Raw genomic sequence first — 22,464 nt, 5'->3', positions numbered from 1 at the left:
CCATAAAAATAGAATCTAATGAGCCTAACATTTAATAGTATTGATTATCTGGTTTTAGTATTATATGCAATAGCTCTGTTTTATATCGGTTTTCGCTTCAGTAAGAAGGAAAAAAATCAACAAGATATATTTTTGGGTGGACGGTCGCTGAAGTGTTGGCAGATCGGTTTCTCTATCTTTGGCGCCAATGCAGGACCAATGATGTTGATCGGATTTGCGAGTATTGGATTTTCTCATGGCATTGTAGCTAGTAATTTCGAGCTGCTTGCCTGGGTTTTTCTGATGTTGCTGGCGATGATTTTCTTACCTTACTACCTGAAGGCCAAAATAAGTACGATCCCACAGTTTCTATTAATTCGTTTTGGCAAAAGATCTTATAACTTCCTTATTGTATACAGTTTGATCTCCATATTGGTCGTATGGTTGGGGAGTGCTCTGTATGCGGGGGGATTATTAATCTCCGGTATTTTCGGTTGCCAGCTATTTACAGCCATCGTAATCATTGCCGTAGTGGCTACAAGTTTTACCGCAATAGGGGGATTGAAGGCTGTCGTTCGTACCGGAGTTTTTCAGTCTGTGATCATTATCATATCCTCTGTTATTTTAACCTTCCTTGGCTTTCAAAAGATTGGTTCTCTTGATGCACTGGCCAGTCAAACCCCAGAATCTTATTGGAAATTATTTCTGCCAGCCTCTAATCCGGAATATTCATGGATAGGTATCGTATTGGGCTACCCTGTGGTGGCCATCTATTATTGGTGTGCGGATCAGACGATTGTACAAAAAGTGCTTGCAGCGAAAGACCTAAAAGAAGGACAATATGGAGCTTTATTTATCGGTGCACTTAAGATTATTATGCCGATTATATTTATTATGCCGGGTATCATGTGCTTTGTGTTGTTTAGGGACACTACGCCAGACAATGCTTATATTACGATGATTAAGCAATTGATGCCACACGGTTTATTGGGTTTGAGTATCGCGGCGTTGATCGCTTCATTGGTAGATACGGTGTCGTCCAGCTTAAATTCGTTCTGTACGGTGTTTACATTAGATGTGGTCCAACAATTTAAAGTGCTGAACAGTAATCAGCAAACACGTATGGGGAAGTGGGTAACGGTGCTGGCCGCATTGGTAGGTATTGGAATAGCGATGTTATTTTCCTATTCCGGAAAGGGTTTTTTTGATCTGACACAAGGCTTGGTGTCCATTCTGGCTCCGCCACTGGCAGTAGTCTTTCTTTGGGGAGTTATCTGGCGTGGTGTCAATGGCATTGCTGCTGAAGTTGTACTCTATGGAGGTGGCCTGGCCTGTTTGGTGCTTGGTGTCTGCCACGTATTAAATTATCCCTATCAGGGCTACTGGCCGCATTTTTTAATGCTTTCTTTTTATATTTTTGTCGCATTGAGCCTAGTTATTGTTACGGTGTCACTCTTGACCAAATCCAAAGATAATATGGAAATACCAACTTTGTTTGAACGAAAAGAAAGAGAGACAAAAGGGCAGTCTAAATCTGTCTGGCTGAGCTGGGCTGGTTTAGCGATTGTTATGATTATGATTTATATTTATTTTAATTGACATTATTCGTGAATTGGTATCCGATCTAATCTGGTTTCAACACATCGCACCATTTACTGATGGAATAAACAAATTGGAAATGAAAATCCTTATTCGGTTATTAGGGCTATGTAGCGCTATTTTATTTGTAATGTGCAAAGGAGAGGTGTCAAAATCTCCGTTGTCAAACTATGAAGAGCATGTCTTTGTTGTCAATATTGTAGACGATGCCAAGAAATTAAAGAAATACTTGACTTATCACAAGCAGGTATGGCCTGAAGTGGAAGCTGGTTTTAAAAAGGCAGGCTACCAGCGGATTGCACTTTACCGTTTCGATAAACTGATTGTTATGACAATTCGTGTACCTTCGGGTGCCGATCTGGCAAAGATGGGTAAGATAGCCGAATCCTACAGCCCGAAATGTGCCGAATGGAACCTCCTTATGAATTCATACCAGCAAGGTATTCGTGGAACCAGCCAAGAGCAGACATGGGTGGAAACAGATCTTTTTTACGAATTTAAAAACAAATAGCTTCTGGCGTACGGTATTGCTTTAGGAATTCACGAGGTGAGCTACCTTTGACATCCTTAAAGTGCTTGTTGAAGTTTGAAATATTATTGTAACCGCTTTTATAGCAGGTCTCTGTAATATTGTACCTGCCTTCCATCAATAGTTTGGCTGCATGACCAATGCGTATTTCTTTTATAAAATCTACTAAAGTCCGATTGGTCTGCATTTTGAAAAAACGACAAAAGGCCGAGGAAGACATGGGAACAACAGAAGCCACATCCTGTAAAGTGATATCTTCCCTAAAATGCTGGAATATATAGTCAAAAACTCGATTGATCCGATTTGCATCACTGGAATTTTCAATGATATTAAATGAAGGAGAAGATAAAGTTTTATAAGATCTAGATAAGGCTAATTTGTCTAGAAGCTGCAGCATCAATACAGCACGGGATAATCCCGTTGTGTTCAACATTTCTTTGAGGATTTCTTTGGCCTGTCTGACGATAGGGCCGGAAAATATAACCCCTTTTGCAGCATTGATAAACAATTGGTTGAGGAGGATAGCCTCTGGCTTAGTCAATAAATCTTTTCCCAGAAAATCAGGGTAGAAATGTATGATGGTAGCACTTGCGGGTTTGTTTGTATCAACGGTATTATAATATTGCCAACAATGTGGTAGATAACTACCCAATAGTACCAATTCATCACCCTCAAAATCTTCAATGTGATCCCCAATAAATCGCTTTCCCATACAATTTTCCAAGAGTGCAATTTCAAAATTCAAGTGCGACTTTAAAGAAGTGTATTTCTTGATTTCGAGTTCTTCACTACGGACGGTAAATGATTGATCCGGTGGAAATGTAAAGTTTTCATAAATATGCTGCATCATAATAAAAGCTTTAAATTGTTAAAAATCCTAGCGTTATAGCAACCGGTTGCATAATTTAGTTAAAGGTAGAGAAAATTTTTGTTAATTTATAGCATTTGAGATGCTCATGTATTAAAAGTCCTGTGCAAAATAACATAATAAAAGAGCAATTTATTGGTGGTTCGGTTTTTATATAATCGCGAAATTTACGGATAACCTGAGCTATGTAAATGATGTAAATAACCAGATTCAATAGACTGCGTTTATTTATGGCCTGGAAAGTATAAATTCAGCGTAACAGGGAATAAAATTGAAATACAGTGATGATCTTGATGTGAATTTCATAAGTTTTGCAATGTTGTGGTAGAAATAATCAGTAGTAATCGATGCTGTTGTGGATCAAGTGATAAAGCAAATCTATGAAAAGATCTAGAAGTAATTTGCATAAACTGTATGGTATAGAAATGGAAAAAGTCGCGATACAATTTAGGGTATCTTTTGGCCTGTGTGGGAGTTGGGCTGTTATTACGGACCGATTATTATGTTATCCAGCGACTAATGAGCAGAATAATAAATCTAATAGATGAGAAACAAACACAATATATTGTTAAAGAGAATAGTTGGAAGCCTGTTGTTCTGTGTGACTACATTCAGTAGTTTTTCGCAGGACTGGTTACCCAGACAACAGGATAAAAATGTGGTATTCCGTTTATTGGACTGCCATTATGAGGGTGCAAAATTAAAGGAAAGTTCTGTGATAGGCATTCATTCCGACAATTGGCATGTGAAGCAGGAAGTTCTGAGAAAAAAGAATAGTGATCAAGTTACCTACCGTTTTATCTTCAAAGCAAAAAAAGCGATGAAAGATGTGGGGGTAGCCGTAGCTTTTGATGCATATGATTGGTCTAGTGACAATTTTGTCATGATTCCTGCTGTTGTCTATAATGGCAATAGACAACGGATTGTTAACCGCGAATATGCGACGGGTCTAGACAAAACGGATTATTATCGAAAGGATCTGGCATTGACGTCCAATCCGATTCCGCAACTTTCACCTGAATTTGGCGCACGCTCCCAATTGGAGGTCAATATAAGTAATACCAGCACGCCCGTGATGGCTTATCTGGACCGTAAGAAAAAAAGAGGAGTTTTTCTTTTTACAGACCAAGGTATCACATGGAAAAGTGAGGTGAAAGACCATGCATTAATTGTTGAAGAAAGCTCAGATCGGAGCATGGCTAGTTTTGTTGTCAGTGCTCCTGGAGTAAGATCACGTAAACCCGAGTTTATCGGTTTTAGCGATAGCCCCGATCGTGGGATAACTGTAGCCCCAGGTGATGAACTTGAGATTCGGGTCACTAGGATAGAATTTCAAGCCGAGAATGTCGCTAGCCTCTACGATCGTTTTATGCAGGAGCGAAAATTGCATCTCCGCGAAACGACTCCTCGTAATTTAATGCCGATGAGTGAAGTCCTGTCCCGCATGGCAAAAAATATTGATGAACGTTATTATTCAAAAGATAAGGTAGGATTTTACTGCCCTGAAAACGCAGATTGGATGTCCTATGGCTGGGTTGGTGGATTGATCAATACCTATCCTATGCTTGCGCTGGGCGATAGTTTACATTTTGGACGAGTGAACAGCACATTCAATTTTGCACTTCCTCAGGGGCGTGGAGCTAGTGGTTATTACTATGATGTGCTTGGTTCAGACGGACAGGTTATTTATCGGGATGGCGCCAAACTAAATCCAGGTATTGGATTGACGCGTAAAAATGCCGATATACTGTACTGGATGGTGAAGCAGTTTATGTTATTGAAAAAACAGGGTAAATCTTCTTTGATTGTCAAAGAGTGGGAAAGCTCAACTCGGCAACTTGCGGATGCATTTGTGAAAACTTGGCATGAGGAAGGAACCTGGGGTAATTATTTAGCCGTTGAATCTGGTAAAGTTGCAGCTTATAATACCACGGGAGGAGCGATGGCTGTCGCGGGACTCACATTGGCGGCTTCCTATTTTAAAAACGAAAATTATCTGCTGATTGCAAAAGAGGCTGCAAAAAAATATTATGATGATTTTGCGCTGGTTGGTTTTACTTCGGGAGCCTGTGGCGATATACTCCAAAATGCGGACTCCGAAACTGCAATCGCTTTGACTACTTCGTTGATGACACTTTTTGAACAAACCGGAAACCGGATGTATCTGGAACAGTCAAAAAATCTAGCAAATTACACAGCTTCATGGACAGTATCTTTTCCCTATCAGCTACCCGAAAATACAGCTCTGGCTAAGCTAGGAGCTAATCTAACAGGAGCTGTGTGGGCCAGCACGCAGAATAAGCATGGTGCTCCAGGCTTCTGTACACAGTCCGGTGATGTGCTATTTAAACTTTTCCGGGAAACCGGAATAAGCTTGTACGCTGACCTGATCCGTGATGTTATCCATGCTCATGCAGAAGGTATCCAACCAAATGGAAAGATTACCGAACGCCTGACGTATTGTGATGCAGATAGTCGGGGTTCACGCGGTGATGGTGGTAAAACAGGTTGGAATGAAACCAATGGTGCACTGATGGCTCTGGAAATCCCTGGTATTTATGTCCGCAAGGACAAAGGAACAGCTTACGCCTTTGATCATATTATCGTGAAAGCGATCAAGAAAACAAGTCAGGGTTTAGCTATGACATTGTACAATCCTACAATCTATGAAGCGAATGTCTCGGTGCTGGCAGAAGATGCCGTCCAAGCAACGAAACCTTTGGGAGAAAATGCTTTTTTGGACTGGAATAAAAAAATTAAGATAAAAGCCGGAGATACGGTTCAGATAACGATATAAGTAAGGCTGTACATATAAGATGTTTAAAAATAAAGCTAATGAAATTTTTGAAAACTAAAATACTATGTCTCGGGTTGATGGCACTATCAGCTGCAGGATATAGTCAGACAACATTAAAAACCGATTATTTTAAAATTGTGATAGACCAGAAGGGCTATATCACGAGCATGCAGAACATGACAAAGAAACCGAACCGTGAGTTTAGCCCAGCAGACAAACCTTCGCCCTTAATGGTGATTTATAATGCCAAGAAACGACTATACAACTATCCGGAACAAGCTAGTTATTCTGCAAGTGATAAGATTATGACTTTATGCTATCCGAACGGTTCTACAGCACGAATTAGCATATTACCCCAAGCGAAATATTTCAAGATGAAATTACTCTCGTTGACCAATTCGGAGGAAATTGAGGCGATTCAATGGGGTTCTTATCATACAAACATTACCAATTTATTGGGGGAGATTATCGGTGTAAGTAGGGATACAAGTGAATCCGTTAATTATGCCATCGGTATGCTGGCCTTAAATGATAATACTTTGGGCGGAACGGCAGATATTCAGGGTGATGCGGCTCCGTTTCAGTATATTATCCATTCACCGGATGCTTCACGCTTTCCCTTGCCAAATAATTTACACGAAGGACAAGTGTTTACTTTAGGGGGGAACGGTATCAGTGATGTCGCCTTTTATGCACATAAAGAACCCTATTATCGGATTATGTATGGAAATGCGGCTGAGGTTGATAAGAATGGACGGATTTCAATTTCTTACCAATCCCGTGATCGTAGAAGTCCACGCGAAGTCTATTATTCGCTGATCCCGAACATGCCTTCCAATAAGCCGAACCATTTGCAGGTGCAGCCTATTCCCGGAGTCGACTTTATCGGGTCCACGGTCGCGTTTTGGGGTAGTCCTGATAGTACTGCTTTGATGGATGTCGTGCAAGATATTGTGCGTAAAGAAGGTCTGCCATACCCTACAGTAAATGGCAAGTGGGTGAAAGATCCCGCGGCCTATGTACCAGATATATTGACTGAAGGCGGCCATTACGATAATATGATCAAATATACAGATCGTTTGGGATTTAAGGCAATCAGTTTGTATGACCAAGGATTTCTACGTCCAGACCGTGGTAATGAGGGGTATATTGATGGTAAAAACTTTGAACATAAGCCGTTGAAATTCTCGAAGGGGAATGCGCTTTCTCATAAGGAATATGCTGCATTAGCAGCTAAACATAATATCGTGATCGGTCGTACGCCGATTACAAATTCCCTGGCTCCGGGAACAAAAGATGCGAGCCCCGTTCCAAGTGACAGCATCTGGTATCAGCAAAAAAGACTTCTAGCAAAAGGTATCAGTAGCACTGATACCTTAATCTATGTAGACGACCCTACGCATTTGGAGGAGATCGGAAGCTGGGAAGGGCACGTCAAAAGCTTGAATATGATTAAAATAGGAAAAGAGCTTATCCATTATTTGGGTGTAAGCGACACCAAACCATATAGACTATTGAATGTAAAAAGAGGATATTGGAAAACAACGGCTAGTGCTCATCAGGCGCAAGATACTTTATATAAACTACAGGTTACCATTGACTATGGTTATGATGGCCTGATCCCGAATATACAATTACAGGATAAAATAGCCGAATATTATGCCGATGTATGTGCGATCAATGGTCTGGGCTATTATGATTTTGACGGTCAGGAATTTCTATTTAACAATGGTCATGGCTATTATTCCGCAAAACGTTTTTTCCGTAAAATGTTTGAACGGGCGAAACAACATGGCCTAGCAGATATTCGCTTTACTGGTGCTACTTTATCAGAGGGATCTTGGCATTACCAAAGTATATGGAATGTTGGCGGAGGAAAGAACCTGTACGATGCGCAGACGCGGGAATGGGGGAGCGCGACAAGTCAGGGTAAAGATTTACGTGACGTTTGCTATGCCAATTTCTTTCCGGTAGGTATGGGTGGGAATTTCCCAATTACAGAAAAATCCACTGTCGAAGAGTACGAACATATCCAGGCGATGTCTGTAGGCACGGGTTCAACTTATAGCCTGAAATTGAATCAGCAACAGGTGGAAAGTTGTCTACAGAAGGATGCTATTTTCAAGACAATCCGTACTTGGGAAAATGCACGTGCTGCAAATGCCTTTCCGAGATGGGTGAAAAAGAATCTAGTGGATCCAAGCCAGAGCTTTAGACTGGAGGAATTGGATAAAGATCATTGGAATATTTATCGTGTGAATAAAGATGGTTCAGGTAAAAAACTCCTGTCAAAATTGACACGAGCAAAAGGTTATTAAAAAGAAAGCCTGAGTTCCGTTTATACAGAATACAGGCTTTTACTAAAACTTAAATGATGCGAATGAAAGTAAAGTTGTTGATCGTATGTTGTTTCTTCTTAAGTTTCGGTTCTTTGGTCGCTCAAACGGAATCGAAATCTAAGGAATATCATGTTGCTACCGGGGGTAAAGATGGGCAGGATGGTACGCGGGAAAAGCCGCTTCGAACCATCATGGCGGCTGCGAAGCTCGCTATGCCCGGTGATATCATCACAGTCCATGAAGGAGTCTATCGAGAGCATATTGTTCCACCACGAGGTGGGCTTTCGGAGACAAAACGGATTACTTACCGTGCGGCGAAGGGCTCAAAGGTAGTCATCAAGGGGTCGGAAGAAGTGAAAGGTTGGAAATTATTACAAGACGATATCTGGCAATTGGAATTACCCAATTCATTCTTTGGTGCTTTCAATCCCTATCAGGAGGAGATTCGGGGGGACTGGTTTTGGCCCACACCCAAAGAACGTAAATATCATCGCGGAGCAGTTTATCTCAATGGACATTGGCTGATGGAAGCCGCTTCTAAAGAACAGCTCTTGAAAGATCATTCATTCAAGGAGGGATGGTGGGCTTCGGTAGATCAGGAGAAGACATCAATATGGGCTCGATTTCCACATGCAGATCCTAATCAGCAACAAGTAGAGATTAATGTGCGCCGTCGGGTTTTCTACCCCGACCAACCCTTTGTCAATTTCATTACCGTGGACGGTTTTGTACTGGAACAGGCAGCCACCAACTGGGCTCCGCCAACAGCCGAGCAGGAGGGACTTTTGGGTACACATTGGAGCAAGGGCTGGCGCATCGTAAACAATACCATACAGTACTCTAAATGTGTTGGAATTGCATTGGGAAAATATGGCGATAACTACGATAATAAAGATACGGAGTCTGCCGAAGGCTATGTCGGCACAATAAAAAGAGCACTTGCTTTTGGTTGGAACAAAGACAGTGTTGGTGGTCATTATGTAGGTAATAACAGGATTGCATACTGTGAACAGGCTGCTGTTGTGGGGAGCATGGGCTGTGCATTTAGTACAGTCGAAGGCAATACCATCCATGATATCCATATCGAACGCTTATTTACTGGAGCCGAGATGGCCGGAATAAAATTTCACGGTGCAGTGGATGTGAATATTCGTAATAATCGCATCTTTCGGACTGATAAGGCAATCTGGCTAGATTGGATGGCCCAAGGGGCCCAGGTCAGCAATAATCTATTGTACCAAAATGATCTTGATCTATTTTTAGAGGTGACACACGGCCCGACTGTCGTAGCCAATAATATCATGCTATCGCCAAAAAGCCTGTTGATGAATGCACAGGGGACAGCATTTGCCCATAATTTTTTTGCGGGAAAAATAGATGTTATTGCTTACGATAGCCGGTTGACACCCTATCAAAGACCTCATTCAACAATACTTACAGCACTAAAAGATAATCCAGGCGGCGATGTACAATTTATCAATAATATTTTCGCAAAAGGTGCGGATATTAGCGATTATACAAAAGCTTATCTTCCGGTATTACTTAAGGGAAATGTGTACACAGAAGGGAGTGTTGGGCTCACCACAGATAAGATAAATACGCGTATGGGCGAGGTGCACGCAGATGCCGGGCAGCGAATGAAATCCTATACGCTTCATGCTGCGGTGGAAAGGGGAGCATTAATTGATACCAATGAAGTAGCTGAAGTTAAGGTGATGGAAAAAGATGGCAAGGTTTATCTATTATTTCCATTCTCCGAAACATGGTTAAAACAAAAAAGGAACCTGGTGACTTCTAATTTATTGTTGCCAACGGTAATTTCGCAACTGCCTTTCGAGAATCATGATGGATCAACACTTCAGATTGATCGCGACTATTTTGGCAAAAAAAGAAAGCCGTCTAACCCATTTCCCGGACCTTTTGAATATATCAGTAAAGGGGATAAACCGCAATTGATATGGTCTGAATCCAAAAAATTACCACGTTAACCGATAATTTCCCAACAAAGTGTTATGATAAAATCGTCAGATCTTAAGATTATTTTCTTTGAGGTCATTATAGCTTGCGATGGATTTAAGTACCTATCTAAATATGGATCACCGGCTGGAGCTAAAATGGGCCCGTCGTTTATGTCGAAATTTCAAGTGAACAGAGACTGCCGCTGATCTTGGATAACCCCTGGCCGGGTAAACAGGTTTCCTGTCAAAAAAACGGGAAAAAGACATTGTTAATGAAAGGAAACCGGCTACAAATAGATAGGAAAAAAGGAGACCGCTTTTATCTGGCGGCTGTTCGCTAGATTACATTGTCCTGTAGTTGGCCTCTGGAACGAAACAATTTGATTTGATCAACAGGGCGCTAGCCGATTCGACTTTGCAATGGTGGATATAAAGATAATCTGTTTTGGAACAATTGAAAAGAGAAAATCATTACTGATTAATAAATATAACGATGAAATTTAACTGTTGTTTTTCGCAATTGACTATACTTTTTCTATTGCTTGTATGTGGAGGAAAGCAGGCTATGGCACAAAGCAAAAATTATGCTTTCCTAGATATGAAAAAGAGCCGCGAAGAACGTATACAAGATCTGATTGCACGACTGACTTTATCCGAGAAAGTGCAGATGATGAAACATGAGTTTAAAGGAATTCCACGATTGGACATTCCAGCATACGATTGGTGGAATGAGGCACTGCACGGTGTCGCCCGTACAGCAGAAAAGGTAACTGTATATCCACAGGCAATAGGGATGGCTGCAACCTTCAATACGGTAGCGGTCAGACAGATGGGTGATTACACGTCGACTGAGGGACGGGCGCTTTTCAATGAGGATTTAAAGACCGGAAAGACAGGTAAACGTTACCGGGGTTTGACCTATTGGACACCTAATATCAATATCTTTCGCGATCCACGGTGGGGAAGGGGACAGGAAACTTATGGTGAGGATCCTTATTTAACGGGACAGATCGGAACAGCAATTGTTCAGGGACTGGAGGGGGATGATCCGCATTATCTAAAGGCAGTTGCTGCGGCCAAGCATTATGCTGTGCATAGCGGACCTGAGCATAACAGACATTCTTTTAATGCCGAAGTAACACCTTATGATCTTTGGGATACCTACCTTCCTGCGTTTCGCCAATTGGTCGTAAAAGCTAAGGTACATGGTATCATGTGCGCCTATAATCGTTTGGATGGAATGCCTTGTTGCGGAAATAATGTGTTGCTCAATAATATTTTACGTCAGCAATGGGGTTTTAAAGGTTATGTGACATCGGATTGCGGCGGTATTAATGATTTTGCCAGTGGGCATAATACACATCCGGATAATACAGCGGCCGTTAGTGCTGCCGTATTAGCGGGAACAGATCTTGAATGTGGCAATTTATATCAATTGCTGGAACAGGGGGTAAAGCAAGGTGCTTTATCTGAAAAAGATATCGATGTATCCTTGACCCGACTTTTACAGATCTGGTTTCAATTGGGCGTGTTTGATCCACAGGAGCTCGTGCCTTATGCGAAGATCGGTCGTGAGGTTATCGAAAGTAAATCACATAAAGCACATGCTTATAAAATGGCACAGGAGTCTATGGTGCTATTGAAAAATGAGCACAGTATTCTACCCCTTGACCCCAATAAAATAAAAAGAATTGCTTTGATCGGCCCCAATGCCAATAATGGACATGCGCAGTTAGCCAATTATTTTGGTACCCCCTCAGAAATCATAACCCCATTGAGTAGTTTACAAAAACGTTATGGTAAGCAAATCGCCATTGACTATTTCGCAGGAACTGAAATCATGAAAAAAATAGATGGCGGTCCTTCTTTTGAAGAAATTGTTAAAAATGCTAGTGCAGCAGACGTTATTGTCTTTGTTGGTGGTATAACTGCAGATTATGAAGGTGAAGCAGGCGATGCAGGCGCAGCGGGCTATGGTGCTTTTGTGAACGGCGACCGTTCTACTATGGCTTCTCCTGAGGTACAAACTACGCTTTTGAAAGAACTGAGGAAGGCAGGAAAACCTCTTATTTTGGTTAATATGTCGGGGTCTGTGATGAGTTTTGACTGGGAATCGCAACATGTCGATGCTATATTGCAGGCATGGTATGGTGGACAGGCTGCTGGGGATGCCATTACCGATGTGCTTTTTGGTCGGTATAATCCCGCGGGCCGTATGCCTTTAACAACCTATAAGAGTGATGCCGATTTACCTGATTTTGAGGATTATTCGATGGCAAACCGAACTTACCGTTACTTTAAAGGTGAAGTACGTTATCCGTTCGGTTACGGCCTGAGCTATACTAATTTTGAATACGATCAGCTAAATGCTCCGGCGATGGTGGAAACGGGAACAGATATTCAAGTCACGGTACAAGTTACAAATACGGGTGAGCGTGATGGAGATGAGGTTGTACAATTATATGTTGTTCATCCGAAAGAAGGGAACGATAAGGTTCCAAACAGTGCTTTAAAGGGATTTCAGCGCGTGTTCGTCAAAAAAGGACGTTCTCAAAAAATAACTTTCACACTGACACCAGAAGACTTGGCCTTGGTAAACGAAAAAGGTGAATTGATACAAAAAATGGGATCTGTGAAAATATATATCGGAGGCGGTCAACCGGGGAAATCTGTTGGAGTGGAGCGTGAAATCACAATGCAAGGAACAGCGTATCGACCTTATTAAGGCAATATAGAAGAAGACTTGTATAGATGCATGTCTTTAAATAATGAACGAATAAATAATAATAAATGAAAGCAATTTTCGGAATGATCCCAGTACTGTTATCCTTCTCCGTATTTGGACAACACCGGTTATCAACGATCAATACGCCACGATAAAGAACGAAATAACATTGGATAACTTCCGTTTTTTTCCAGTACATGCTGAGGTAAAAGCCACTTATTTCGAGTTGGATGCGCAAGATAAACCTGGAAAACAGGTGGCGACTACCTGTGGATTTGTAAACCTTCATGCCAATGCGAGTGGCAAAATGAATCTTGAAAAAAATAATGGTCAAATAACCTGTTCTAAGTTTAAGGTGAACCAACAAAACCGTTCTGTAAGATGGTTTTGTTGGTTTTGGATTTTAGCAATTTTTCCATTTATTCTGTTTCTCGTTTCTTTGGCCATCCAACAAATAGACCCGTCTCTAATGTTAACTCACCAGTGGAAGGATTATAACTGTCTTTTGATAAGATGGGCATTTCTCCGGCTACCTTACTTTGTTCGGGATTATGTGTACGGTTGTGGGATGTGGGCACCTTCTCAAGATGGACCGTTTTGCCATTGATCCGTAAATTTTTCTGTATAATGGTTACTTTAGGTAATTTGTCATAACGGATCACATTCATCCCTTCCAGATTTCTCGGTCTTTGCGCAAAATCTATAAAGTATTTGTATTGTTCTAAGAACGAGATGATTTGTTTCTCCATTTTAATCTTTTTACCCGGGAATGCCAAAGACCCCACGTTGGTGATCTTTTTGCTGCTTAAATCTTCAACATACATGCTGATCCAGGAGTGCTCATAATCTCCCCAACTGAAATAGGTCTCTTTGTGATTGATCGAATCAGGTACTGCCTTGCCGGGAATATATCCTTCTTTTTTTAGCGTTATCCGATAAGATCCCTTATGCCATCCCACTGTATTGCGGACGCTAATAAAATCACCTTCGGCGTCTGAACTGGCATAATATCCTGTGGTTTTCAATGCGTTTTTCGTCCGTTCAAACCAGCGTGAAAAGATACCGTTATATTTGATTTCTTGCTCCTTGCCTGTCTTCACACTAATACCACCACCAGCAGATTGAATACCGCAATACAAAGGAATATCGTTCAGCGCAATATTAAAAGAGGAAATATAAAATGAATAGTGATCTGGTATATCGTCCTGCACTATAATATCGATGGAAATAGATTGGAAATCATTGATTGCCGAATCCAACACATAATAGGAATTGGTATAGTGTAAAGGAGGCAATATTAAGCTGTCAGGAAAGACGAATTCCGTAGCCATCTTTTTCTTGAGCTCTTGATCTATACTGCTGTTCTCGTACTTTTTTTTGAGTTCTTCTTTGGTTTGAGAAAATGCTGTCATACCAAATGATAGCATCAGCAACAATAGTGGATATTGATGTTTGAATGACTTCATCGATTTACTTTTAATTTGATTTGAAAATAGGTATTATATTTTATATTATTTACTCATAAAGTTAAAATTCTGTGCAAAAATCACTGTCAGAACTACGAATCATAAATCATCTGCGGCGAATTGTAAGAGCAGGAAAAACAACTGTAAATGGCGCTTTATATTTGTATGGGGAAATTATTTTAGCTGTATCCTATTATTAGTTTATGGAAATTATTAAAGCATTTATCACTTATCTGGTTACTTACGTCATCACTTATTATGGTATTAAGTATTCACTTTCCGATCACTTTTTGGTCAGTACGCTAAATATTGGAATCTCTGCGTTGGCGGCGGCATCCATTACTGCTTTATTGTCAACTGATTTTTTAAAAAGAAATAAAAACGAAGCATAAGGTCCTATTGTTTGAAATCCGCAAAATAGAAAAAAGAGGGCGCTTTTTTATGTAAAAACACCCCTCTTTTAGATCGAAAAAATAATCGCTATCTTTTCTCGAATTTATACGAAAGCGTTGCCATAAAACTACGTGGTGGGATAGGGTTTACACTATAGTTTTCGTGGATGTAATAATTAAATGCATTGTTGATATTGGACAATTTTCCAAGAATACTCCAATTTTTATAACTGTATCCGGCGGAAAAGTCAATTGTGGTAAAGGGACTGACAGAAATTAGACGATTTACACCATCTCGGATATTTACTTTCGTATTGTTCCATCCGGCATTACGTCTCCCAGTATAAAAAGAAGAGAAGCCCAGTTTTAATCCTTTGACAGTTCCTTGTTGAAAAGTATAAAATACTGTTCCATTTGCGGTATGAGCAGTGGTACCCACTAAACGTACGTTTTCCTCACTTCCAGAAATTTCTACAGTTTTTGTGTCATTTCCGACTGTTGTTGTATAGCTTGAAATTGGATTTGTATGGGTATAACGCATATAGTTATAGGAATAACCTGCTGTCACATTTAGACCTGGTAATAATGTTCCCGTTACTTCAGCTTCTAGACCCTCCGAAGCTGTTTTTCCGGAAAATTCCTTCATGTTGGCATCGCCGTTTTCAGAGCCATCCGGTTTCAGTAGCAGCTGCTGAGCGAATTTGTTGTTATTGATTCTATACCAGGCAAGATTCGCAGATAAACGACCATTGAAAAAATCATTCTTGATACCGGCTTCATATTGATCAATTATTGATGGTGCCAGAGGTTGATAGTTGATATCGTAGCCGGAGTTTGAGGTGAAATTATTTGCATAAGTGATATATATACTTGATGAAGGTATTGGCTGATAAATCAAGCCGAATTTAGGTGACCATGCTTTATCAACTTTGGCTCCCATTGGATTCCCTTGTCCATCTTTCGTAATAACGTCTTCTGTTTTATTTTCTTTGTAAGTAAATCGCTCAGAATTAGGCGTACGCTGATACGAATAGCGTATTCCGGCCAAAACTTTAAACTTCTCATTCAGTTCGATTAAATCCTGTAGAAATACACCGTATCGATAGATATCTGTTGTGGTTTTTGTCAACAAATCAGCCCCGGGGATATCGGATCTCAATCCACGGCCTGAAGCCATATGCTGGGCTGTTTGACTCGGATTGAAAACATAAATCGAATCGTAAGCATTCGCCTTTAATACTTTTTTGTCATCATAATAATTAATCCCCTCCATAAAAAACGCATATACATTTGAATGCGATTGATCTGCATCGGCACCGACTAGAATTTTATGCTTAATAGAACCTGTTTTTACAATACCGGTTAAATTTAACTGCTGGTTGGCTGTAAATTCGTTTGATTTGGATCTTGTCAAATTTCTGGGAGCAATCCCATTTTTATCCGCTTGGATGCGATCAGAACCATAATAGTCACGATCATAGGTTTGATAGCTTGCGATCGCATTTAAATTCCAAGATTCGTTAAATCTATGATTAAAATTGATCTGACCGTTTGAGGTATTTGTATTGTTATAAGCCCAAGGTACATTTAAGAATGTATTTCTTCCGACAGATTGATTTAATTTGCCGTCGACAGTCCCTATTCCGAAGTCTGGTGTGAAATCACTTTTCAAGTAATCAAATGTAAAGTTTAGATCCGTTTGATCGGAAATCTTATATAATACAGATGGGTTTACATAAGTTCGTTTTGACTTTACCTGATCTCTAAAGCTGCCAGCTTTTTCATAGGTGCCTATCATGCGAAAAGCGACTTTATTTGAAATTGGGCCATAAACATCGACTGTAGGTTTATAAAAGTCATAACTACCTACACGCATTGAAGCTTCTCCGCCATAGAAGAACTTAGGCTTTTTGGTAACCAGATTAACGACCGCACCGCCGGATACACCACCATATAGTAAAGCAGCACTTCCTTTAAGGATTTCAACGGACTCTAATGTACTGGCTTCTATTGAACCACCATTATTTGTACGCGCGCCATTTTTAAAGATATTGTTTGCTCCCAAGCTGTAACCTCTCGCATAGAAGTTTTCATTTACACCACCACGATTTGCACCCATGGCTAAACCATTCGCATTTTTGAGCGCATCGCTCAATCTGTTGATTTGTTGATCGGTAATGATCTGCTTATTAATAATCTGCACACTTTGCGGCAAGTCTTTATCAATAATACCAGCTTTTCCAACATTGACCGTTTTATTATTATGGGAATTATACCCAAATACTTCAACCTGCTCTAATTGCGACTCAGAAATATTCATCGCTACATGAACTGCCTGCGCTTTACCATCTTTAACAGTTATTGTTTGTTCTTCCACAGCGTTGCCTATGCTCTTGATTCGAATGGTATAGGTCCCATCCGGAAGATCGGGGAAATGAAAACTGCCATCACGGGCGGTGGAAGTTGATCTACCAAGTGTTGTAATGGTTACTGTAGCTGACTCGATCGCTGCGCCATCTTTGGTTTTGACGCGTCCATGTACCCCCTTGCTTTGCGCCGACACATCCAATTGTGTCGCACCTACCAATCCCAGACTTAAGATAAGCCCCAGAAGAGATCTTTTCATTGTTAATATTGAATTAGTCTAAATTATTTATCGGCGCAAACATACAATTAATTTAGTTATTTAGACTGATTTAAAATAAAAAAATAACAGACCTTTTATGCAGTACTATTGTAGGTAATAATACTGGAATATTTGCTTGTTTTGGTGTTTAATGTATTGATATTAACATGTATACGATATTTTTATTAACCACTACGAATCGTAAATCACAAGCGCGGATTGTAAATGAATGATACACAGGAAAAATAGACTTGATATATTTGGAACTAGGAGATCAACACCGTACCGATCACGGTATCGATGTTTTTCATTAGGTTAGAAGAAAGCCGTTAGGAATTCCCCATTCCAGCGGCTTTCACTTTTTATAAATTTGTATCGTCATAATCCTTTCCATCACTGAATTTTCTGTTCAAGACACTAATGCTATCCTGCGATAAAGATCATTTTATCTTATTCCTTTGTTATTCTGATTTTTATATAGGTTGGATAGGTATTTTTATATATCTTTGATAAAGAACCAAAAGCCTTTAGCCTTTCCGTTGTTAACATGGAGATATTTCGACTTTTGGGGAACGAGTAATTTTTGAATTATGAAATATCTTTTTGTACTATTGCTCGGTTTATTCCTATTGTCCAGTTGTGACAAGGAAGAAGGTGATCCAGACTCCATGGAGATCGACGGTGCTGCATTAGCCAAAAAGTTTCAATTTATAGGTCGTTCTGTTGGTTTTTCAGTAAACCAGATTTATGTAGATCAAACTATAGACAAAAATTTCTACCTGGGAACAGTATGGGGATTGAAAGATACTATACCGACTGTGAAGCTAACTTCCCTTCGTAGTCGTTATAAGCCATTTAAAATTACAGTTGTGCCTACCACTTCCGCTATTTCAAATGCGAAGATCGTTCCAACCTTCGACGGAATTCGTTCCTATGCCCGTAAAAATAAAAGCACTGAGCTGACGATGTCAGGTTTTTCCATAACAGATTTCTTTGATTATGAATCAATCCGTTATCATCTCAATAATAGCCCTGACGTAGATAGTGTTTTAAAGCTTGTCGAACACCATGATTCAACAACAATCAAAAGAGCTTATAGCTGTTTGATGCGAAGTGAAAATATTGCATTTTCATTAATGGCACAATTCAATGAGTTTTCTTCGGCTTTTGGCCGTAAAGATGTTGCTCAGCTAAAACAAGCTGGTTTTAATCCCTATTATACAAATATTGTGAATTACGGTACGCATTTGATTATGATGGGAGAAAGCGATTATCCTCGGATTGATTTCAAAAATGCACTTGATAAATTATTGGAAGGGCAACCACTGACGGAGAAGGAGGAAACAATTTTAAACGCTTCGGATCTGCTAATTTATTTACGTGGTGGTAAAAGAGAAAGCTTTATCAAGCGCGAAAGCGGTCTGCAAGAAATAACTAAACTGATAACAGAATTTAAAAAAGAGTTTGAAAAACAAAGTAATTCATTTGATTTCCCTATCAGTTATTCGCTCAGAAGTTTAGACAATTTTTCACCTTTGAAGTTTTGGTATTCCTATGATTTTCTTGTCCGTGAGGAAAAAGGTAATTAAAGTTTTTATACCGTACTATTTCCGTATGATGTAATCAATAGTGTCCTCGCTACCAAGGCTAAAAGTAATTTTAGTTCTTTTCATTTTTATTTATACAGTTAATTATTACTCTATCTATCGAATTTCATGCCATTTTTATTGCGGCGATGGCTTGCAATAGCTCAGCAAAAATTAGTAGCTTTATTTTTTTGAATTACTATGAAACTACGCTCTTTATTTTTTGCCCTATTGGTATCACTTTTTAACTTATGTCTAGCGCAGCCAGCAGATACGCGCACCAATGCTAAACAGGATGACAAACCTCTTGAAATAGCCCTTTCCAAAGCAGGGAAAAATAGGGCTTCATTGGAAAAAGTGCTCAAAGACGTGCCCAAAAATATGAAGGAAGGTGCAGTCTTCTTAATTTCCTATATGCCACAACGGGATCTGGAATCCTTAAGCAGCGATTTCTTATTGCGCAATATTGAATTGGCCTATCGGGCAAAAGAGAAGTTCCCTTGGACGAAACAACTACCAGATTCCATTTTTTTAAATGAGGTATTGCCTTATGCCGTGCTCAATGAAAATCGGGACGAATGGCGTGAAGAACTCTTTAATAGGTTTTCAAAGTATGTGGAGTCTTGTAAGACACTTCGTGAGGCCATCGCCGCTGTCAATAAAAATATTCGGGACGAAGTTATGGTTGATTATAACACAAAAAGAAAACGGCCGGATCAATCTCCCGCGGAATCCATTGATCAAGGGATGGCTTCCTGTAGTGGGCTGTCAATCTTGTTGACTGATGCATTTCGTGCAGTGGGTATTCCATCCAGGGTAGCGGGAACCTTAAACTGGTTTGACAATCGTGGAAATCACAACTGGTGTGAGGTCTGGATAGATGGAAAATGGTATTTTACAGAATATTACCCCGATAAAGAGCTGAATCGTTCTTGGTTCTTAGCGGATGCGGGCAAAGCGGATGCAAGTAACCGGGAGCATGCCATTTATGCTTCTTCTTTCAAAGCGGCAGAAACATACTTTCCTTTAGCTTGGGATACAAACTTGAAATATGTGAATGGGGTGAATGTAACGCCTACTTATAAAGCTTTATATAACGAGCAGCAGCAACAAATTAACATAGACAATAAGCATACGGCAATTTATGTTATTGCTTACGAAAGTAAGGACAAGACCACACCCGAAGATCGGAAAAAGTGTAATATCGATATCTTTCAAGGGAAGGATCAAGTAGGCGGAGGTTCTACCAAAGATGCAAGACAAGATGCAAACGACAGGTTGCAGTTTGCAGTAGAAAAAAACAAAATTTATACGCTTAAATATAATAATAAACAAGGTACAGTGGAAAAGCAGGTGAAGGTAGAGAATGATCCTATGACAGTAACCATTTTCCTTGATTAGAAGACAAAATCTTTTTAATTATAAATTGTACTCGCTCTCTTGTCAGATGGCCCTTTAGAATCTGATAATAGAGCGAGTTTTTTTATCTAAGATTTTTTATTGGTATTTCCTGTCGGAGAAAAACAGCTGTCTAATTGCGATTAAAGCTGAGAAAACCAGGTTATGTAACTTTTTTTTTGCAATCTTAAACCGAATTTGTTTAAATTGCCAATCGAATTGTGACACAACCAATGTATTTGAAACCTTTATCCGAAGAAAATAAGAGGAATATTGCTATTCATCGAGATGAGAACTCTTTTAAGGCCTATTTTTTGGCTAATTATGGGGTGCTAAAAAGTAATGCATTTTCTTTTATAAAAGATAAACAATTGGCTGAAGATGTAGTTTCTGAAGTACTTTGGAAAATCTGGTACTTAGGACCGGATCTTATGAATATCGTGAGTCTCGAAAGCTACCTCCTTCGGGCGATCAAAAATAAATGCCTGAACCTGCTCCGGGTTCGTCAGCTCGTACTAACAGATGGCATTGAATATCAAGATACATTAATCGATCGCAATACACCTGAAGATATATTGATATCTACCGAAAGCATCCAACGGATACAACAGGCTGTAGAATGTTTGCCGCCAAAAACAAAAGAAGCGTTTAAATTGGTGAAGGAAGAAAAGAAGACGTATTTGGAGACTGCGGAAACGATGGGAATATCTAAAAAAACTGTAGATAGACATATTCAAATAGCCCTTGGAAAACTATGGGCCTGCATGAAAGAAAAAAAGTAATTTTTTTATTGGGGATTTTGTATTGCTTCGGTGTCTCTATCACAAATACACCGAATGCGTATGTTTTCATCTGAAGAAGAATACTTTTTATTTTTAGCCAATCGATTGCTTGAAGGAACGCTCACAGCAGAGGAAAGGAGTGTTTTGGATGATTTACTGCGAGCAGATGAAAATAAAAGACAACTAATTGCCTTCTTGGAAAGTGAGCAGGAGGAACGGCAAAATATCGAGGCCGAGATTATCTATGAAAAGTCAAAACCTATAGAATTGGTTGCCGATAGGGATTCTAATGTCCACCCCTTTTTAAATTACAAAAAAATAAAAATAATATCCATTGCAGCTAGTGTTTTGATGGTATTTGGATTGTTGACTTTTTGGTCTATAAAAAGAGACAAAGAGGTAAATATTGATTCAGAATGGCAAACAATTGCTACAGGAAAGGGAGAACGTAAATCGATCAAATTAAGTGATGGATCTGAGGTCTGGCTTAATAATGAAAGCACCCTGCGACTGAAAAGTGGATTTGGGAAAACTGACAGGGTATTGCAATTAATAGGGGAGGGCTACTTCTCGATTGCCAAGAATCCAAATTTGCCTTTGACCATTAAGACAGCGCACGCAGAGGTACTCGTACTGGGTACTAAATTTAATCTCCGTGCAATTCCATATGAAAATATAACAACGACTTCGCTAATTGAAGGTAAGGTACAACTGAAAGTCGTGGAGAATAAGCAAACAAAAACCTATGAACTCCTGCCGGGAAACAAAATCTCTGTGGTTAATTCGGTGCTGGAACCAAGCCATAATAAAAGCAAGCATGCTGTTATACAGCAGCAGGTAGCTTTTGAAAAACTTGATATAGTCGAGACTGAAGCTACGGAAACACTCTGGATGAAGAACCGTCTGGTGCTTAAAGGTGATGATTTTAATACCGTTGCCCGAAAGATGGAACGTTGGTTTGGAAAACCTGTTGTTATCAAAACAGAGCGATTGGCGGAACAGCATGTCACTGGTATATTCGAAGAAACAACGAGCGAGGAATTCTTGGATATGATCAAGCGAACCGGCATAAAACTAAATTACTATACCCTAAATGATACACTTTATGTAAAGTAAAATTAAAAGAGGGTATCCCTCATAGTGAGCAATACCCATACGTTTTAACCAATGGCATCGGACCCTAGGAAAGTAGGATGCCAATCGATTATTATTAAATACCAAAATTATGAAAAAAAAATCACATGTACTTTATCATGTGCCTATCTCGTATTACCTAAAATGGTTGTTAATGGCCAAATTTTTAATCATTTTCTTATTCGCATGTGTTGCAACTGGTCTAGCGAAAGAATCTAAAGCGCAGAAAACGGTTTCTTTACGATTTGAAGAGGTTCGGCTCAAAAATCTCTTGACTTCAATCGAG

General features: G+C 39.8%; 15 protein-coding genes. 12 read left to right on the top strand and 3 right to left on the bottom strand.

The annotated features are described in order from the left end of the window. Positions 1-18 precede the first annotated feature (18 nt). Complete coding sequence (locus tag AC07UV_RS23690; protein WP_495185529.1) at positions 19-1,578, top strand: sodium:solute symporter family transporter; 1,560 nt, start codon at positions 19-21, stop codon at positions 1,576-1,578. A 79-nt stretch (positions 1,579-1,657) separates the two neighbouring features. Further along, the gene (locus AC07UV_RS23685; protein ID WP_495185528.1) at positions 1,658-2,089 is read left to right on the top strand and encodes an L-rhamnose mutarotase; all 432 of its coding nucleotides are present in this window, start codon (positions 1,658-1,660) and stop codon (positions 2,087-2,089) included. Here the strand turns inward: AC07UV_RS23685 and AC07UV_RS23680 are convergent. After that, entirely contained in the window at positions 2,076-2,957 is an 882-nt protein-coding gene (locus AC07UV_RS23680; RefSeq protein WP_282255666.1) for an AraC family transcriptional regulator, read from the bottom strand. The two genes, AC07UV_RS23685 and AC07UV_RS23680, sit on opposite strands and share 14 nt — an antisense overlap. A gap of 562 nt (positions 2,958-3,519) precedes the next feature. On the opposite strand from AC07UV_RS23680, the gene AC07UV_RS23675 reads away from it, so the two are divergent. From AC07UV_RS23675 to AC07UV_RS23660, 4 genes are all read left to right on the top strand, one after another. Further along, positions 3,520-5,772 (top strand): hypothetical protein, encoded by a 2,253-nt coding sequence (locus AC07UV_RS23675; RefSeq protein ID WP_495185527.1) that lies wholly within the window; start codon positions 3,520-3,522, stop codon positions 5,770-5,772. Between the two features lie 38 nt (positions 5,773-5,810). Next, entirely contained in the window at positions 5,811-8,090 is a 2,280-nt protein-coding gene (locus tag AC07UV_RS23670) for a hypothetical protein (RefSeq protein WP_495185526.1), read from the top strand. A 62-nt stretch (positions 8,091-8,152) separates the two neighbouring features. Then, positions 8,153-10,099, top strand: a complete 1,947-nt coding sequence (locus tag AC07UV_RS23665; protein WP_495185525.1) for a right-handed parallel beta-helix repeat-containing protein — start codon at positions 8,153-8,155, stop codon at positions 10,097-10,099. A gap of 463 nt (positions 10,100-10,562) precedes the next feature. Beyond that, complete coding sequence (locus AC07UV_RS23660; RefSeq protein WP_495185524.1) at positions 10,563-12,794, top strand: glycoside hydrolase family 3 C-terminal domain-containing protein; 2,232 nt, start codon at positions 10,563-10,565, stop codon at positions 12,792-12,794. A 419-nt stretch (positions 12,795-13,213) separates the two neighbouring features. On the opposite strand, the gene AC07UV_RS23655 is transcribed toward AC07UV_RS23660, so the two are convergent. Next, complete coding sequence (locus tag AC07UV_RS23655) at positions 13,214-14,260, bottom strand: hypothetical protein (protein ID WP_495185523.1); 1,047 nt, start codon at positions 14,258-14,260, stop codon at positions 13,214-13,216. Between the two features lie 203 nt (positions 14,261-14,463). On the opposite strand from AC07UV_RS23655, the gene AC07UV_RS23650 reads away from it, so the two are divergent. After that, positions 14,464-14,652 (top strand): hypothetical protein, encoded by a 189-nt coding sequence (locus AC07UV_RS23650; RefSeq protein ID WP_282255660.1) that lies wholly within the window; start codon positions 14,464-14,466, stop codon positions 14,650-14,652. 88 nt (positions 14,653-14,740) lie between these two features. On the opposite strand, the gene AC07UV_RS23645 is transcribed toward AC07UV_RS23650, so the two are convergent. Further along, the gene (locus tag AC07UV_RS23645; RefSeq protein WP_495185522.1) at positions 14,741-17,278 is read right to left on the bottom strand and encodes a TonB-dependent siderophore receptor; all 2,538 of its coding nucleotides are present in this window, start codon (positions 17,276-17,278) and stop codon (positions 14,741-14,743) included. Positions 17,279-17,868: 590 nt separating this feature from the next. On the opposite strand from AC07UV_RS23645, the gene AC07UV_RS23640 reads away from it, so the two are divergent. The 5 genes from AC07UV_RS23640 to AC07UV_RS23620 form a co-directional block, all read left to right on the top strand. Then, positions 17,869-18,867, top strand: a complete 999-nt coding sequence (locus tag AC07UV_RS23640; RefSeq protein ID WP_495185521.1) for a hypothetical protein — start codon at positions 17,869-17,871, stop codon at positions 18,865-18,867. Positions 18,868-19,065: 198 nt separating this feature from the next. Beyond that, positions 19,066-20,265 carry a transglutaminase-like domain-containing protein gene (locus tag AC07UV_RS23635; protein ID WP_495185520.1) on the top strand — a complete coding sequence of 400 codons (1,200 nt, stop codon included), beginning with the start codon at positions 19,066-19,068 and terminating at the stop codon, positions 20,263-20,265. A 230-nt stretch (positions 20,266-20,495) separates the two neighbouring features. After that, complete coding sequence (locus AC07UV_RS23630) at positions 20,496-21,044, top strand: sigma-70 family RNA polymerase sigma factor (RefSeq protein ID WP_282255656.1); 549 nt, start codon at positions 20,496-20,498, stop codon at positions 21,042-21,044. A gap of 60 nt (positions 21,045-21,104) precedes the next feature. After that, complete coding sequence (locus tag AC07UV_RS23625; RefSeq protein ID WP_495185519.1) at positions 21,105-22,160, top strand: FecR family protein; 1,056 nt, start codon at positions 21,105-21,107, stop codon at positions 22,158-22,160. Between the two features lie 109 nt (positions 22,161-22,269). Continuing rightward, positions 22,270-22,464, top strand: a 195-nt coding sequence (locus AC07UV_RS23620) for a hypothetical protein (protein WP_495185518.1), incomplete at its 3' end; no start/stop codon positions are given.

The sequence above is a fragment of the Sphingobacterium sp. GW821-FHT03E03 genome (assembly GCF_059420745.1).
This window is presented reverse-complemented; position numbering and strand designations above follow the sequence as displayed.

What these genes read in the sequence shown, in the direction of transcription:
- AC07UV_RS23690 (WP_495185529.1), top strand. Translation starts at nt 19, where the DNA reads ATGAGCCTAACATTTAATAGTATTGATTATCTGGTTTTAGTATTATAT.
- AC07UV_RS23665 (WP_495185525.1), top strand. Translation starts at nt 8,153, where the DNA reads ATGAAAGTAAAGTTGTTGATCGTATGTTGTTTCTTCTTAAGTTTCGGT.
- AC07UV_RS23645 (WP_495185522.1), bottom strand. Translation starts at nt 17,278, where the DNA reads ATGAAAAGATCTCTTCTGGGGCTTATCTTAAGTCTGGGATTGGTAGGT.
- AC07UV_RS23635 (WP_495185520.1), top strand. Translation starts at nt 19,066, where the DNA reads ATGAAACTACGCTCTTTATTTTTTGCCCTATTGGTATCACTTTTTAAC.
- AC07UV_RS23640 (WP_495185521.1), top strand. Translation starts at nt 17,869, where the DNA reads ATGAAATATCTTTTTGTACTATTGCTCGGTTTATTCCTATTGTCCAGT.
- AC07UV_RS23680 (WP_282255666.1), bottom strand. Translation starts at nt 2,957, where the DNA reads ATGATGCAGCATATTTATGAAAACTTTACATTTCCACCGGATCAATCA.
- AC07UV_RS23625 (WP_495185519.1), top strand. Translation starts at nt 21,105, where the DNA reads ATGTTTTCATCTGAAGAAGAATACTTTTTATTTTTAGCCAATCGATTG.
- AC07UV_RS23685 (WP_495185528.1), top strand. Translation starts at nt 1,658, where the DNA reads ATGAAAATCCTTATTCGGTTATTAGGGCTATGTAGCGCTATTTTATTT.
- AC07UV_RS23660 (WP_495185524.1), top strand. Translation starts at nt 10,563, where the DNA reads ATGAAATTTAACTGTTGTTTTTCGCAATTGACTATACTTTTTCTATTG.
- AC07UV_RS23630 (WP_282255656.1), top strand. Translation starts at nt 20,496, where the DNA reads ATGTATTTGAAACCTTTATCCGAAGAAAATAAGAGGAATATTGCTATT.
- AC07UV_RS23650 (WP_282255660.1), top strand. Translation starts at nt 14,464, where the DNA reads ATGGAAATTATTAAAGCATTTATCACTTATCTGGTTACTTACGTCATC.
- AC07UV_RS23655 (WP_495185523.1), bottom strand. Translation starts at nt 14,260, where the DNA reads ATGAAGTCATTCAAACATCAATATCCACTATTGTTGCTGATGCTATCA.
- AC07UV_RS23670 (WP_495185526.1), top strand. Translation starts at nt 5,811, where the DNA reads ATGAAATTTTTGAAAACTAAAATACTATGTCTCGGGTTGATGGCACTA.
- AC07UV_RS23675 (WP_495185527.1), top strand. Translation starts at nt 3,520, where the DNA reads ATGAGAAACAAACACAATATATTGTTAAAGAGAATAGTTGGAAGCCTG.